This is a genomic window from Poriferisphaera sp. WC338 (assembly GCF_050931845.1).
GTDB lineage: Bacteria > Planctomycetota > Phycisphaerae > Phycisphaerales > Phycisphaeraceae > Poriferisphaera.
Genome location: NZ_CP194516.1, coordinates 2445574 through 2460817, shown reverse-complemented (window position 1 = coordinate 2460817; position 15244 = coordinate 2445574). Strand labels below are relative to the sequence as shown.

Below are 15244 nucleotides of genomic sequence, written 5' to 3'. Positions count from 1 at the left end.
CTATTGTGCAATCAATCCGCAATGACACCTGTCGGTTCTAAAATCCAGCAGCGTTCGTGACGAGCATATCCAATCCCAGCGTAATAGTCCTTCGCCTTCGGCGCAGCGAGTAAGATCAAACTGCATTGCGGCCCAAGCTGATCCTGTGTTAGCTGTTGCAATCTTTTACCGATCCCTCGGCGTTGATAGCTTTGATCAACCGCAAGGTCAGAAAGATAGCACGCATAATGAAAATCTGTCATCGAACGAGACGCACCAATCAATTTGCCATCTTCCCAAGCGCTTACAAAAAGATTGCTATGGCGCACCATGCCCTCAATGCAAGCCATGTCATCAATGGGTCGTCTTTCGCCCAGTGTCGATCGCTTTAGCAAATCAACATACTGTTCAGCCGTGATCGTTTTGTTGACTTCATATTCAATCATCGTGCAATCCTCAAATGGCAAGTACCAGATGCTGCCAACAATAACAGGATCGCTATTCATTTCAAAACATCGCTATAATCGTGATATGGATGATACAACTGTCCCTCAATCCTCGCGTGTCCTAGCCCTTTGGCCTAGCCAATCTCCTAGCATACTCCCCACGCTTGCCATCTATCCCGCTTCGAAGCCGAACAACATCAACGCAACGATTCTCATACTTCCCGGCGGCGGTTATGAAGGGCATGCCGACTATGAAGGGCATGACATCGCCGTTGCACTCAACAAGCAAGGTTTTGACGCTGCGGTCCTAAAGTATCGTGTCGCTCCTCATCAGCATCCTGCACCCATCCATGATGTGCAGCGTGCCATACGCCTCATCAAAAAAAACGCATCGCAGTACAACCTTCGTGCAGATAAGATTGCTGTCCTCGGTTTCTCCGCAGGTGGTCACCTTGCTTCAACGCTTGCCGTTCACTGGGACCAATTTATCTCACCCGAAGATGATTTCGCTCAGCTTTCTGCACGTCCTGATGCTGTTGTCCTTTGCTATCCTGTAATCGATCTTGATGGCGAAGCATCTCACGTCGGTTCACGCGAAAATCTTCTAGGCCAAGATGCGCCCCAAGACTTGCGGCAATTGATGAGTACGCACATGCAAGTCCGCCTCGATTCCCCGCCAACATTCGTTTGGCACACCATGACCGATGAAGCGGTCCCCGTTGAGAACGCGATTCTGTTCGCACAAGCCTGTCGTGCGAAGCAAGTTCCAGTTGAAATGCACCTTTACGAAAAGGGTCGTCACGGCCTCGCACTCCTCGGTGAAGTCCCCGGCATCAATTCGTGGTTCGATCACGCCGTCCAATTTCTTGAACGCCATCTCATATAAATGTGCAAGATCATTCAACCTGTTTACAAGACCGCACGCCCAAAATTTCTCCCGTGGTGAATCCCGCCACTTTCGCCTATCCTATAGCACAATCATGATCAGCAGTGGTGTGCGTGAAGGATGGCAAACATGTTCTATGCAATCATCAAACTATTCGTAACCGCAGGCCTCATTGTTATCATCTCCGAAGTTGGACAGCGTGTCTCTTGGCTTGCTGGGCTGCTCGCTTCGCTTCCGCTTGTCTCTTACCTCGCCATGATCTGGATCTACGTCGATACTAAAGACCAACAAAAAGTCGCCGACCTCTCAAGCGATATTGTTTGGCTGATTCTCCCCACCATTCCATTCTTTATTGTCCTCCCAATTCTGCTCAAAAAATTCGCCTTCTTTCCCGCACTCGGACTTGCCACGCTCGTCATGTTTGCCGGCTACTTTATCATGGCCGTCATCCTTAAACGCTACGGCATTCTCGTCTAATCATATAAAACATCCTTAAAAACAAGGACTCTTCCATGCAGTTACTTTTTGATGGTCATCTCGACATCGCCATGAATGCCCTTGCTTATGAACGCGATCAGCGCCTTACTGTCGACCAAATCCGCGTTCGTGAACACGCGCCCAATGAGTCCGAACGCGGCACCTGCACTCTCTCATTCCCCGAACTCCGTGCTGCTAACACTGCCGTTGTCGTCGGCACTATCTTCATCCGCTGTAAACCAAATGTCGATCCTGCTCGCACGATTTTTCGAGAAGACGCCGATTACCCCGACCCGACAATGGCCTACGCCGTTGGTCAGTCACAAGTCGCCTACTACAAACTTATGGAGGAGATGGGTGAGTTGCGGTTCATCACCAATAAGGCCGAGCTAGCCGCACACCTCGAACTTTGGGAAGAGTCATCCGACCCCGTCGCCGATCATCTCCCTATCGGTTTGGTCCTGATGATGGAAGGTGCGGACCCCATTGTCGATATCGAACAAGCCAAGCAGTGGTACGATCAGGGGCTGCGATGCATCTCCCTTGCACACTTCGGTCACTCCCGTTTTTCCTGCGGCACACCCTCTGCCGCCGAGCCTGATGGCCCGCTCACTGATCTTGGCCGCGCGCTGCTCGTCGAGATGGATCAACTCGGCATTGTTCTTGATCTTTCACACATTGCCGATCAATCATTCTCCCAAGCTGTCGACATCTACCAGGGACCGCTTATCGCCACGCACACGAACTGTCGCGCGATCGCCGATACCGGCAGGCAAATGACTGATGACCAATTCAAAACCATCATCAATCGTGGCGGTGTCATCGGTGCGGTCATGTGTGTGTCTATGATCCGTCATCCGCTCGACCGTGAACAGTTTCCGCATGATGTGACGATTAACGAACTTGCGGATCACATTCTGCGCATCTGTGATCTGGCCGGTAATACCAATCATGTCGGTTTCGGCACTGATATGGATGGCGGGTTCGGCGCTGCGTGGACACCCGTTGAGATCGATCGTTTTACGGACCTGCATAAGTTTGCAGATTGTTTGTCAGGACGCGGATTTTCTGACACCGACATCACCAAATTCTTCAGTGGTAACTGGCAGCGTTTTTGGATGCAAAATTTGCCGGGTTGATCGTATGTAGTAAATCAGCAGGGCGCAAGATCGGCTCACCTTACCGGCCTAGAATGGCCGATGTCATACGCAGAGCTACGACCTATCAAGGGGATGCCAATGCTGAGACGATTGTTTTCAAATTGCATGTTGTCACCGAACGATATCGCACCAAGCCATCCCGCTATGCGCGTCATCGGCACGTTTAATCCGGGCGTAGTGCGCGAACAAGTAACAGGGGATGTGATTTTGTTGGTGCGCGTGGTGGAGGAAGTAATCGAGAAGCGGGTAGGGTATCAACCTTCACCGTACATCAGTCATGATGAGGTTTATGTGGATTGGTTGCCGGAGAGTGACATTGATTTTTCCGATCCACGTATCTATCGCATGATGAGTACCGGGCTGATACGGCTGCGTTTTATCTCACATCTGCGCGCGTTTCGATCGAGAGATGGACAGACAATTGATGTACCGTTGGGCAAGATCATGCCTGAAATGCCCCATGAAATTTATGGCTTGGAAGACCCGCGCATCACGCACATCAATGATGCGTATTACATCACCTATGTGGCCGTCTCGCCACACGGTGCAGCGACCGCACTTTTACGCACGGAAGATTTCCTGGCATATGAACGCTTAGGGATCATCTTTGCGCCAGATAACAAAGATGTGGTGTTATTTCCAGAGTCAATCGGTGGGAAGTATTACGCCATGCACCGACCGATGCCGTCACTAGGTTTAACGCGCCCCGAGATTTGGTTGGCTGAGTCATCGGACCTGATTCATTGGGGAAACCATCAGCAATTATTGGCGAGCAAAGACTCGATACATCGTGATCGGATTGGTGGAGGAACGCCGCCAGTGAAGACACGGAATGGTTGGTTAACGATTTATCATGGTTCGAACAAAAAGCACGGAGAGCAATCGGTTGGCGTATATACCGCAGGTGCGATAATGTTGGATCTGAATGACCCATCGCGGATTGTGGGGCAGACGAATGCGCCGATTATGGAGCCGGTGGAGCCGTATGAGACAAGCGGATTTGTGGACAACGTTGTGTTTCCGACCGCGATTGTGCCGGACGATGATCGCGAGCTTGTTTATTATGGCGCAGCGGACGAACACACCGCGGTGACGGCATTTAAGCAGGAAGATCTACTCAATGCGATCAAACCGGCTTAAAATTATGTTCGTCTAATCATAAGATAGACTTGTGCGCGATATAAAAACGCCCGGCAAAGAGGTGCCGGGCGCGTGATCGTGCTAAGGCATGTTTTTAGGTAATGCTATTGCTGTCTGCTTGCGGGAAGGTGACTTCTAGGTAGGTTGTATCGGTATCGGCTGTGAAGAGGCTGGGCCTCATCTTGGCGGGGAGTAGTAAAGTTTGGCCAGTAGCATATTTGGTGTCGGGTTCGGATTCCATACTGAACCGGCCATCTCCTTCAAGCATCATCCAGACAACAGGTTGGTTACGTTGAAGTTCACATTCATAGCCAGCTTTGACTTGCACACGGTCAACACGGAAATAATCACAGGTTACCAGATGAGTGATGGTGGCATGTTCACCTTCAACAGTGGTGTTCAATTCATTCTGTGAGACATCAGGCGGGCCAAGCTTGATACACTCCATTGCCGCATCAACGTGCAACTCGCGACCCGTACGACCCCAGTCATACACACGGAAGGTTGTATCGCTGGGCGTTTGAACTTCTGCTGCAAGAATCCCCGCGCCAAGTGCGTGACAGGTTCCGCTAGGAACATAGTGCATGTCGCCAACTTTGACGGGAACAGTAATCAGTAGTTCTTCGACAGTGTTTTCTTCAATGGCTTTACGGAAGAGGCTTTCGGTGACACCCTCCTTGACGCCTTTATAGATCACAGCTCCTTTTTCAGCATGCAGCACGTACCAGCATTCGCTCTTCAGGAACGCATCAGCGTGTGTCGCAGCATAAGCTTGGTTTGGGTGTACTTGGACAGAAAGATTTGTGTTGGCATCAAGAAATTTAACAAGCAAAGGGAAGCCGCCATCTTCAGTGAGGGGGAGGTTGCCCATGATGTCTTTGGCGTGAGATTGGATAACATCGTGAAGCGTTCTATCGGCAAGGGGGCCATTAAGAATCTTGGATCGCTCTGCACCGCCGCCGCCGCCGCTGACACTGGTTTGTGAAAGGTCTGCAAGCTCCCAGCTTTCACCGATAAGCTCGTCAGAGCCGCCTGGGAGTTGCCTGCCGAGTTTTTCCAAGGTCCGCCCACCCCAAACTTTATCCTTGTAGATCGGGGCGAATTTCAATGGATATAAATCAGTTTGATTCATGATCAACCTCACACATCTATGTGCCATGCATCATGCGGCACGACCTTTGTTATCTGGACCACACGGTCCACCCAGTCTTCGATTATACGCAGCTAAAAGTCTCATGCGACATTCCACACTATCGCTGGGATGGTTTTGCCTTCCGCATCTTCCCTCGGTTGATTGTGGCGCTTTTCGGCAAAGAATCATTTACCCCCGGAGGCCATACGATGCAGACCCGTCCAACATTGATGTTTTGTGCTGTGGTGGTGTGTTTCAGTTTCATGATTTTGCCTGCGGTTGTGATGGCGCAGCTTCCGGCGCCAGGGCCAGTTGGACCTGCGGGTACAGCTCAGCCCGGGGCTTATCAACCACGTGTGTATCAGCCGGGTGTTTACAATCCTTCAGGCGGCGTGGTGTATGGAGGACGCCTTGCAACACCAGCCTACCGTGCACCATCGATTATCTATAATCGTAATCAAGGTCTGACCTCGCCTAATCTGTCTGGTGTCAACAACGGGTTGCTGCAAGGACAGGATTTTAGTGCATCGGGTTTGGCTGCACGGTTTTCGCAGCCGGATTCATTTGTTGCCAATGAACGCGGTAACTACATCAACCCGCAAACGCTAGGTAATCCGCAAATCTATCTCTCACCATTGCCAGCAGCAAGCAGCAACCAATCGCCGCGAACGATAAGTTCACCAACTTCAAACTTTGGTGCTTATCGCAACCTTGTGATAAATACCAATCAACAACTTTTGTTTAACCGTGAGTTGCCGGCACGCGAGGGTTTGCTAACAGGTCAAAACACACGCGTCCAATCTGCCTATCGCAATGCGATCCCGTTCCAAGATCAATCGCAAACACAGTATCCAACGCAGGGACCATCCGCGCCAGGGCAGGATAGAGGTCAGGGCGGTGCTTTCCCATTACCGGAAGACACGATTGGTGAGCCGCAGTCATCATCATCCAGCCAAACCGGCATGTATCAAAAACCAATCCCGTTCTATGCCCAGTCGCATGATCCACCGGCCGCTACACCGCTGGCTAGCGCATCAGGGGTAAGAACAGGTCCGCTCATTACACGAACCGGTCCTGGCTCTTATGCGCCTACAGCCCCGAACCTGTCGCCATCGCAAATTACATCCGAACGTAATGCACGTGAGATCCGAAGCCGTAACCCATATAACCCGCGCAGCGGCGTGGCTTACAATGCTGCGCCAGCCCAAGCGCCACGCACGGTTCAGCCGGGCTATCCGTATACCTCAGGTGTGGTCACGCCAATCACACCGGCTCAGCAAGCCGCGATCAATGCGCTTCCACCGGGCTACCGCAGTGCTCAAGATCTCAGAGCATTTGAAGCTGGACTGACACCGGGGCAGCGGGCGACCCAAAACGTGTATCGAAATCCTGCGACGAATTTGGGCTACGTGCCGTATGTGTTTTGGTCGCGACCAGCGGATCTGTCATCGCAAATCCTCGGAACAGGCTTCTATTACGGATACCGATCGCCGTTGTATTCATATCTGTTCCGCTATGGTCGGCCGCCATACCCGCAGGAAGTCGGGCAAACCACGCCACAATCTTTCCAACCTCGTTTGCCGAATGACCCGGTACGTCGAAACCGCATTGCGCGGCCCGTCCGTGTGGCGCCCCACACGATCAATAACCCCTCATCGTCCCATTATCAGCCAATGCAACGGCTTACGGCAGACCACGGTCTCCAACCTGTCGATCCAGAGCAGAATCAATCTCCGGACCCATCGCAGACACAGCCTGCAGAGTGACTGATCCTTCCCAGTCATCCTTTTTGGGTAATCAATTCTGGGGCATACCAACCCATAAGCCATCTCGGGCACTTTGGGATATACTTATGTCTTGCAACAGCCGCCCCGATACGCGGCCATTCAGACAACGATCGATTAAGACCACTTCGCTTGCGGTCCTATCGATTTTTCAGGGACACTCACCCCATGACCAGACGACCGACTCGCCAGGTAACTCTCGGCTCCAAACAACACGGATTCATCAAAATCGGCGGCGATGCCCCGGTTTCTGTACAGTCCATGACCTCGGGCTATACCTATGACATTGACAACTGCGTGGCAGAGATCAATAAGCTCGCTGCAGCCGGTTGTGACATCGTCCGCGTGGCCGTACCGGAGAAGAAAGATACTGATGCCCTGAAGGAAATCATTCCGCAGGTACAGGTACCGATCGTCGCAGATGTGCACTTTCATTTTCAGCGGGCGCTGGATGCGATCGAAGCCGGCGTCCACAAGATCCGCTTGAACCCCGGGAATATCTCTGATCGTAAACAGGTCGAGGCAGTGATTGATGCGTGCAAGGATAAGGGTGTGCCAATCCGCATCGGTGTTAATGAAGGCTCGATCATCGAGCGTAAAGATAAACAAAAACGCATGAAGGAACTCGGCGGCGTGTTCTCCGACAACAAGCACGGCCACTTCCTCGCCATCATGATTGCTAAGCTCGAAGAGTATCTCGATATCTTCTATGAGCGGGATTTTTATGACATAGTTATTTCGGCGAAGTCACCGGACCCGAATCTTTGTATCACCGCTTATACAGAGATATCCAAGCGATTTGATCACCCGCTGCATCTCGGCGTGACACACGCTGGCCCGAAAGAAACCGGTGCTATTCGTTCGGTCGTCCCACTCGGACACCTCCTTGCTTCCGGCATCGGCGACACGGTACGTATCTCCTACGCCAACGATCCCGTCTATGAAGTAGAAGATGCCCTTGAGATGCTCTACTGCCTCGAACTCCGTGAACGCAAGGGCGTTGATCTGATCGCCTGCCCAACCTGTGGTCGCATCCAAGTGGATCTCTTCACACTCGTTCAGGATGTCCGCAAGGTTCTCGAAAAGGAAATCACACTCCCCATCAAAGTTGCGGTCATGGGCTGCATCGTTAATGGCCCCGGTGAAGCTGAAGGCGCAGATGTCGCCATTTTCGCCGGCGACCGTCGCGGCATCATCTATGTGCAGGGGCAAAAGGTTGCCAATGTGAAGGAAGAGGAGATCCTTGATGCATTGCTTGCTGAGTGCAAAAAGTTCGAAGCTCGCGTGCAAGCCGGGGAGGCCAAATTAGGTGAGAAGGTTGTGGATATCATTCCGCCGGATCCCATCGGTGAACTTGGTTCCGGCTTCGACAAAATCGCAGCTGGTAACGTCGAAAAGGTCTCTGATCTCACCATCGGTCAGTCAGATGCCTGACCAAGGTCCGATTATGGTTAAGAATCGAGCGACTGGGATCAACCCGTAGAATTTTGTACTGGGTTGAGCCGATATTAACTGTATAATTGGGGCGACTGGCTGTAATTGCATGTTTGCCAGCTTATTCCGGATTGTTCACTTACGATATCAACGAGGAGAGGTGTATGAACATTTTGAAAAAATCGATGACGGCTGCTGTGTGTGTATCCACATTTTCACTGCTTGCTGCGGACGTATCAGCGAACATCGATATTGTGTTTGATTACAGCACAGATACGAGCGGTTTTTTTGATTTAGTTACTCATGCGGACGGCTCCACCGGCGCGACGCGCCGCGCACGCCTAAACGAAGCAGCGTCTTTCTATGAAAACGCCTTCCAAGACACGCTTTCAGCGATCACTGTTTCCAACACGACTAATGTTGGCCGCTATATCGACCCTGTCTCAGGGAGTCCGACATCCATTAGTTCGCCAATCTCTATCGCAGAAAATGAAATCCGCGTGTTTGTGGGTTCGCAGAACCAAGGGTCACTGGCTTGGGCAGCATCTGCTTGGTACAGCCCGTTTTTCACTAGCTGGATGGAAGGCACGGCTCGACGTGGGCAGGGCGATATCCACGGCAGCAACGCGGTTGATACTGCGATGTGGGGTGGGTCGATTTCTTTCGATACTAGTCTGAGCAGTGGCAACTGGTGGTGGGGTGATCAGAACAATGATATTCCGGACCGCGTTTTCGCGCATGAGCCGATCTTCCATGACTTTTTGTCGACAGCGATTCATGAATTAGGTCACCTGTTGGGTTTTTCAGATAACGCCGATTCATTTGATAATCTTCTAAGTGGCAATACCTTCACCGGAACCAATGCTGTTGCCGCTTATGCTGCCGCAGGTGGGTCTGGCAATGTTCCAACAGTCGGTAATGCACACTGGCAGGACGGATTACTTGGTGACAGTTTGGCGATGGACCCAACGCTCACGAATAATACCCGTAAGCTGCTTACAGATCTTGACTGGGCAGCATTCCAAGACATTGGCTGGGAAGTCGTGATCCCTGAGCCAACCTCTATCGCATTGCTTTCACTTGGATCGCTGTTTGTAATGCGCCGTAAGAAAGCATAAACGACACGATCACATTAAGATATTCAAAGACCGAGCCAAATATGGCTCGGTCTTTTTATATTCTTGCAGAGTGTGTCGTGAACTCATATTAAGAAGATCGTTCTTGGGTTGTCATTTATGACAGGGGTTTACTGCTAGATCTTTTGCTTCCGTAATTTGCTTTGCCTAATATTCTTGCTTCAAGATTTAGAAGCATCGGTTACATTCAGTTGACGCGGACATAAAGAAACGAATCCTCAATGGCGAAGGTTGTTACTTTGAAATAACAATCGCGATGTAGCTGCTTGTATGACTCAATCCAATCATACCGGGATATTGATCGGAGATGTTTATGTCTCAGGGCCGCATTAGACGTTCAGTATTACTTTCAACCGTTACTTTTAGCGGAAGCAGCTTTATTGTTCATGATCAACTTGCTGCGATTAATGTTGTTTTTGATTACACATATGATTCACTTGCATACGACACCTTGGGCGGCTCATCTACGACAGGTTTTTTTACTGAAGGTGTAACTTATGCTGATGGGTCGACTGGTGATGAGCGGCGTGCGGCACTCGAGCATGCGGCGTCATTCTATGAAAATGCTTTTTCTGATACGCTTTCAGCGATTAATCCAACCGGCGGGATTAACTCATGGAATGCAGCACTTGTTGATCCTTCTGGTAATGAAAATATCACGATATCTAACTTACAATTAGACGAAAATGAAGTTCGTATTTTTGTTGGAGCGCAGGAAGTTGCACCTGCTGCTTTTGCTGGTCCAGGTGCGTATCAAGTTTTTCCAGACACGGAATTTGCTGATACTGTCCTTAACCGAGGTCAGGGTACAACCATTGGTCCTGAGGCTGATGATTATTCACTATGGGGAGGAATCATTACATTTAATTCCAATCTTACCGCAGGCGGTCAAAATTTTGATTGGAATTTCAGTTTAGATGAAAGTGATTTAGATTTCCAAGAGGTAGATTTTCTCTCAGTAGCTGTACATGAATTGGGGCATGTCTTTGGTTTTGGTTCGGCGAATTCATTTGATAATCTTGTTACCAGCATTGAGGGGGAGCTCTTTTTTACCGGCGATAATGCAGTGTCTGAGTTCGGTGGCGAATTAGTGCCACTAGATGATATTGCAGGCCATTTTGAGGATGGACTCCTTGGAAATTCACTTGCACTAGATCCTTCGATAACACTCGGAACACGTAATCTACTTCAGGCGCTTGATTATGCTGTTTTCGCAGACCTTGGTTGGGACGTTGATCCGTCATTGCTGGGTATTGATGTTGATGATCCGATTAGTGTACCAACGCCGACTGCAGCGGCATCCATGTTGCTACTTCTTGGTGTAATGCTGACGAGGCGATCATCAGATACGATTAGGCAGATAACTTGATATCACCTATACATAAATTACGCAGATTCCTAAACCGAAGGCGAATACGCTTTCGGTTTTTTTACGGTATATCAATCATATCGCCTCCGAGGGATTTTAATTCCAGAGTCACATTTCTGGTATTTTTACGAGATTGATTCTTCCACCTGCAGCATAATCTTGCTTACACTAGGGCTTGGTGATCTTTGATCCGGGATTCACATCATGATGAATGATTGATTTGCAAATCACGGATGTCTTTTCTAAACAACTCGGGAGGTTTGCCATGAAGGTACTATTTGGTTTATTCGTCATCATTGGTTTGGCATTGGGTGCGACATATTACTTCGGTGGATTCGCCACGATGGATCCTGAAACGCAGCAGAAGGAACTGCTTGCGAACGTTAACCTCGGCATGGATTGGAAAGATGTTGTGGACTATCAGGCACCACGCAAGGTCAGCGAATTTGCGATGAAGAATCAAGGCGGCATGAAAGTACTTGGCAAAAACGTAGCGACTGAATTCAAGAAGGATGATTTGAACGACCGTGTTACCAACAACAAGATCGGCTACGGCTTTGTTTTTACCTACAAGTACTCCGGCTCACACATCACTGATGTTGAATTTGATACCAAAGGCAAAGTGGTCAATATCTCTCACCCTACGACGATGAAAGATTTGCTGAACATCAGTCGTTAATAATTACGGGCTAATTATCTATTGACCATCCAACGGGAGCTGGGCGATTCGTTGTAAGACGTGCTGCCCTGTTTCGCTTTTCTTATTTGGTTCCAACATCTCCGGTGGCTTATGAACCAGCAAACACAAACCAAGCTCAAAATTAATTGCCCCGCATGTGAAAAACAATACACTTGGCAGGATCAATTTCTCGGTAAAGAATTGCACTGTAAATGTGGGCATCTCTTTATCCCCGATCCGCCGGTCGGGGCAGGGGAGTTGTCGCAAACAGCGCAGATTGCAGCACGAATGAAAGCTGACGCATCACGGTCTTTTTCTGCACTTGCCCAAGCGTCTGGTCGCACAACCTCGGTTGAAGCGGCACTAAACGAAAGGCGTGATGAATTTCAAATCAACAAAGTGCTTTCGTACTATGTTCCAATTGCATGTATTTTTGTCGGCATTGCTGCGACATTGGGTACGATGCTCAAAGCGGTTGGCGATCCTCTGGCGGCTTCATATCTCTACGGAATACTCTTTGCCTTGCAACTTATTGTGTTTCTCCCGCTTTCTTTGTGGACGTTGATTATCCTTGCAAAGATGTTTGATCTTTCATTTTCTGATTTACCGACTACGAGCCTCAAGTTGGCTGCGATCACATTCTTACCAGCGGGTATTTCCGACATCATTTTTGGCGTGTTCATGACGTATGCCGGTTTGGAAGATATCTGGTACCTCGCAGTTTGTTTAGTGCCGTACCTTGTTCTTTGTGGTATCCCCGCCACGATGATGTTCGGGATGGGCCTCAATGACTCCGCAATTTTTATCATTCTGCTTTATTTGCCGCGCTTGGCGATTTTCTTCGGTATCGCGGCGACGTTCCCACAGATCTTTCCGTAACAGTACAAAACAGTGTTGTACGTTTTCGCTTTGATTAGGCATAGAAAAAGAACTGCGGTCCCCTTCGAACACAGTTCCTCTCCATTTATTTGAGCTAAAAATATTGTGGTCTAATCTAACAACTAGCCGGTAACGATGCGTCCTCGTGCGCGAAGTTGCCTTTGTCGGATCATGAGTGCGATCATACTGCATCCGCCAAATACACCAAATCCTGCCATGATAATAAACCAGAATAGATAGCCGTAATCCTCTTTGGTCGCATCAAGCACTCGGCCAGTAATGAACAACGAAAGTGCTCCGCCATAATACCGGAACGAGTCAATAACACCTGCCGCAAACCCCGCCATTTTCTTGCCACCAGTATCCATCGGTGCTGCTGCACCAACCAGTGAATGTGTCGAGTTGACTGTGAGTGAGATAGTATGTGGCGTACATCAGGCCAAGAGCGAACCAGTTCAGGCCGCACCGCTTGCGAAAGCCCGGACTATGATTGATGATGTATTTGCATTGATGTTTGCTTTGAGGCGTACTTTCTTCGGTGGAGAGGCTAAGGTTGCTCTCTGGCATAATCAACCTGCAGTAAAGAGGATACAAATAAAAACACCGATCTCTCTGCCAATAACAAGCCTTAGAGAGTAAATGAAATATTGCTCAATATCCAAACAAAAAAATGACATAAAATTAACAAAACTCACGGATGCCAATATACTGTGGTACCGTTAATTCACACGTCAATCGCTTGTGTTTTTCTGTGATAGAGCTAGCACGAAATTCACAATGCGTTACTTTCAACATCACTCTTCGCTCGTTAATCTGCTTAACATGCCCGACGCTATGACACCCCCCGAACAAGATTCTCCTGATGCAGTATCCCTAGATCATGGGAGTTCACTTCAACCTCCACAAGGGCCAGCGGGTATGACGCCGCCGCTTCGCCGTGCGCCGCTGATACGCGGGCGCGATCTATATCGCTATGGTTTGCTTGCGATCATCTTTGGGATTCTCGGGATCTTTCTAATCTGGCCAATTCTGTTGACTGTTGCTGGAGGCTTCACAGATACCGACGGTGGTTTTACACTTTCCTATCTACTTTCAATTTTCAATGACCCCATCTATATGAAGGGGCTTGCGAACTCATTGCTCATTGCGACCTTTACTACACTTCTTTGTTTAGTGATTACGCTTCCACTTGCGATCATTGCGACGAAGTTTGATTTTCCAGGGAAGGTGGCGATTTCGTCATTGATTTTGGTGCCGCTGATTCTACCGCCGTTTGTGGGTGCGATTGGATTACGTGCTTTGCTTGGGCGGTTTGGCGCGATCAATACGCTGCTTGCAGACATAGGCCTGATTGATCCGAATGCGCCCGGGATCGATTTTCTTGGTGGCGCGCTTGGAGGACAGTTTTGGTCGGTGGTAGTGATGGAGGCGTTACATTTGTATCCAATCATTTACCTGAATATCTCCGCATCACTTGCAAACCTAGATCCGGCTTTGGATGAAGCAGCAGTCAATCTTGGCGCATCACGATGGAAACGATTTTGGAAATGTACGTTTCCGCTGATCGTGCCGGGGATCTTTGCTGGTGCAACGATTGTGTTCATCTGGTCCTTTACAGAGCTAGGCACACCGCTCATGTTTGATTATTACAACGTGACGCCTGTGCAGGTTTTCTGGGGCATCAATGAAATCTCAGACAACCCGCGTCCATATGCATTAGTGGTGGTGATGTTGGTTGTGGCGATCGCGCTTTATATGTTGGGCAAATTTATCTTCGGTGGGAAAGCCTATGAAATGCAGGCCAAAGCGTCTGTTGCGGCACAAGTCAAACGACTCACTGGCTTCAAAGGTCTTGCGGCCCTCACACTCTTTGTGACGATTACATTGCTTGCAGTTCTGCCGCATATAGGCGTGATCCTCTCTTCCTTCTCTGCAGATGGCTCGTGGTATAAATCGATCCTGCCTTCTGAATTCACATTGTCACATTACTCGCAAGCACTCACGCATGACCTTGCAATGGATTCGATCCGAAATTCATTGATCTATGCACTGGCGGCCATGGTTTTTTGTGCGATCATCGGTATCGCGATCTCCTATCTCACAGTTAGAGTCAAGGTTCGCGGTTCGTTCTTACTAGATTCGCTGGCGATGTTGCCGCTCGCGGTGCCGGGGTTGGTGATGGCGTTTGGTTATGTGGCGATGTCATTGAAGTGGCCGTTTGGTGAGAAGCATATCCTTGGCGGGCTTTTCTCGGTGGTGGGTGAAAATCCAAATCCGGTACCGCTATTGATTATTGCGTATACGATCAGGCGGCTGCCATACATTGTGCGGTCAACATCTTCTGGTTTGCAGCAAACATCGGGTTTGCTTGAAGAAGCAGCTTTGAATCTTGGTGCATCCACGATGACATCGATTCGTCGTGTGGTGGTGCCGCTGATCATGGCAAATATTATTGCAGGTTCAATTTTGGTGTTTTCGTTTGCGATGCTGGAAGTTTCAGATTCATTGATCCTAGCTCAGCAAGAAGGTGATTATCCGATCACGAAAGCGATTTGGACCTTCTATTCAAGGCTCGGCGACGGCCCGTACATTGCCTCAGCGATGGGCGTGTGGGGGATGGCATTGCTCACGGTGACGCTAGTGGGGGCTTCGGTGCTGATGGGCAAGAAGCTCGGCGCGATCTTCCGCGTATGATCCGCACGTGAATGGCGTTATTTATACAATCAGGGGTTCCCAATCAAAT

The 15244-nt window shown here is 49.5% G+C and carries 14 protein-coding genes; 11 read left to right on the top strand and 3 right to left on the bottom strand.

The features are described from left to right. Positions 1 to 11: 11 nt before the first annotated feature. Positions 12 to 425 carry a GNAT family N-acetyltransferase gene (locus tag ACQ6WK_RS10120; RefSeq protein WP_432800389.1) on the bottom strand — a complete coding sequence of 138 codons (414 nt, stop codon included), beginning with the start codon at positions 423 to 425 and terminating at the stop codon, positions 12 to 14. A gap of 85 nt (positions 426 to 510) precedes the next feature. Between ACQ6WK_RS10120 and ACQ6WK_RS10115 the strand changes: the two genes are divergently transcribed. The 4 genes from ACQ6WK_RS10115 to ACQ6WK_RS10100 all read left to right on the top strand — a co-directional run bounded on the left by ACQ6WK_RS10115 (position 511) and on the right by ACQ6WK_RS10100 (position 4088). Next, a complete protein-coding gene (locus tag ACQ6WK_RS10115) occupies positions 511 to 1311 on the top strand; it encodes an alpha/beta hydrolase (RefSeq protein ID WP_432797264.1) in 801 nt (266 codons plus the stop codon). A gap of 129 nt (positions 1312 to 1440) precedes the next feature. Continuing rightward, on the top strand, positions 1441 to 1788 hold the full coding sequence (locus ACQ6WK_RS10110) for a DUF3147 family protein (RefSeq protein ID WP_432797263.1): 348 nt from the start codon (positions 1441 to 1443) through the stop codon (positions 1786 to 1788). Between the two features lie 35 nt (positions 1789 to 1823). Next, a complete protein-coding gene (locus ACQ6WK_RS10105) occupies positions 1824 to 2927 on the top strand; it encodes a dipeptidase (protein WP_432797262.1) in 1104 nt (367 codons plus the stop codon). Between the two features lie 99 nt (positions 2928 to 3026). Further along, the gene (locus tag ACQ6WK_RS10100; protein ID WP_432797261.1) at positions 3027 to 4088 is read left to right on the top strand and encodes a glycoside hydrolase family 130 protein; all 1062 of its coding nucleotides are present in this window, start codon (positions 3027 to 3029) and stop codon (positions 4086 to 4088) included. A gap of 94 nt (positions 4089 to 4182) precedes the next feature. Here ACQ6WK_RS10100 and ACQ6WK_RS10095 read toward each other — a convergent pair whose 3' ends face one another. Then, the gene (locus tag ACQ6WK_RS10095; RefSeq protein ID WP_432797260.1) at positions 4183 to 5220 is read right to left on the bottom strand and encodes a type I phosphomannose isomerase catalytic subunit; all 1038 of its coding nucleotides are present in this window, start codon (positions 5218 to 5220) and stop codon (positions 4183 to 4185) included. A 32-nt stretch (positions 5221 to 5252) separates the two neighbouring features. Here ACQ6WK_RS10095 and ACQ6WK_RS10090 point away from each other — a divergent pair, with 32 nt between their 5' ends. From ACQ6WK_RS10090 to ACQ6WK_RS10065, 6 genes are all read left to right on the top strand, one after another. Next, positions 5253 to 6986: a hypothetical protein gene (locus tag ACQ6WK_RS10090; RefSeq protein ID WP_432797259.1), complete on the top strand. Its 1734-nt coding sequence runs from the start codon at positions 5253 to 5255 to the stop codon at positions 6984 to 6986. Between the two features lie 186 nt (positions 6987 to 7172). Next, positions 7173 to 8438, top strand: coding sequence for a flavodoxin-dependent (E)-4-hydroxy-3-methylbut-2-enyl-diphosphate synthase (gene ispG, locus ACQ6WK_RS10085; RefSeq protein ID WP_432797258.1), 1266 nt, complete (start codon positions 7173 to 7175; stop codon positions 8436 to 8438). A 164-nt stretch (positions 8439 to 8602) separates the two neighbouring features. Further along, entirely contained in the window at positions 8603 to 9556 is a 954-nt protein-coding gene (locus tag ACQ6WK_RS10080) for a PEP-CTERM sorting domain-containing protein (protein ID WP_432797257.1), read from the top strand. Between the two features lie 331 nt (positions 9557 to 9887). Next, the gene (locus tag ACQ6WK_RS10075) at positions 9888 to 10943 is read left to right on the top strand and encodes a hypothetical protein (protein WP_432797256.1); all 1056 of its coding nucleotides are present in this window, start codon (positions 9888 to 9890) and stop codon (positions 10941 to 10943) included. Positions 10944 to 11208: 265 nt separating this feature from the next. Further along, positions 11209 to 11622, top strand: coding sequence for a hypothetical protein (locus ACQ6WK_RS10070; protein ID WP_432797255.1), 414 nt, complete (start codon positions 11209 to 11211; stop codon positions 11620 to 11622). A 111-nt stretch (positions 11623 to 11733) separates the two neighbouring features. After that, the gene (locus ACQ6WK_RS10065; protein WP_432797254.1) at positions 11734 to 12501 is read left to right on the top strand and encodes a hypothetical protein; all 768 of its coding nucleotides are present in this window, start codon (positions 11734 to 11736) and stop codon (positions 12499 to 12501) included. A 122-nt stretch (positions 12502 to 12623) separates the two neighbouring features. Here the strand turns inward: ACQ6WK_RS10065 and ACQ6WK_RS10060 are convergent, their stop codons facing one another. Beyond that, entirely contained in the window at positions 12624 to 12869 is a 246-nt protein-coding gene (locus tag ACQ6WK_RS10060; protein ID WP_432797253.1) for a hypothetical protein, read from the bottom strand. Between the two features lie 454 nt (positions 12870 to 13323). Here ACQ6WK_RS10060 and ACQ6WK_RS10055 point away from each other — a divergent pair, with 454 nt between their 5' ends. Next, positions 13324 to 15195 (top strand): ABC transporter permease, encoded by a 1872-nt coding sequence (locus ACQ6WK_RS10055; protein ID WP_432797252.1) that lies wholly within the window; start codon positions 13324 to 13326, stop codon positions 15193 to 15195. The last annotated feature ends 49 nt before the right edge of the window (positions 15196 to 15244 follow it).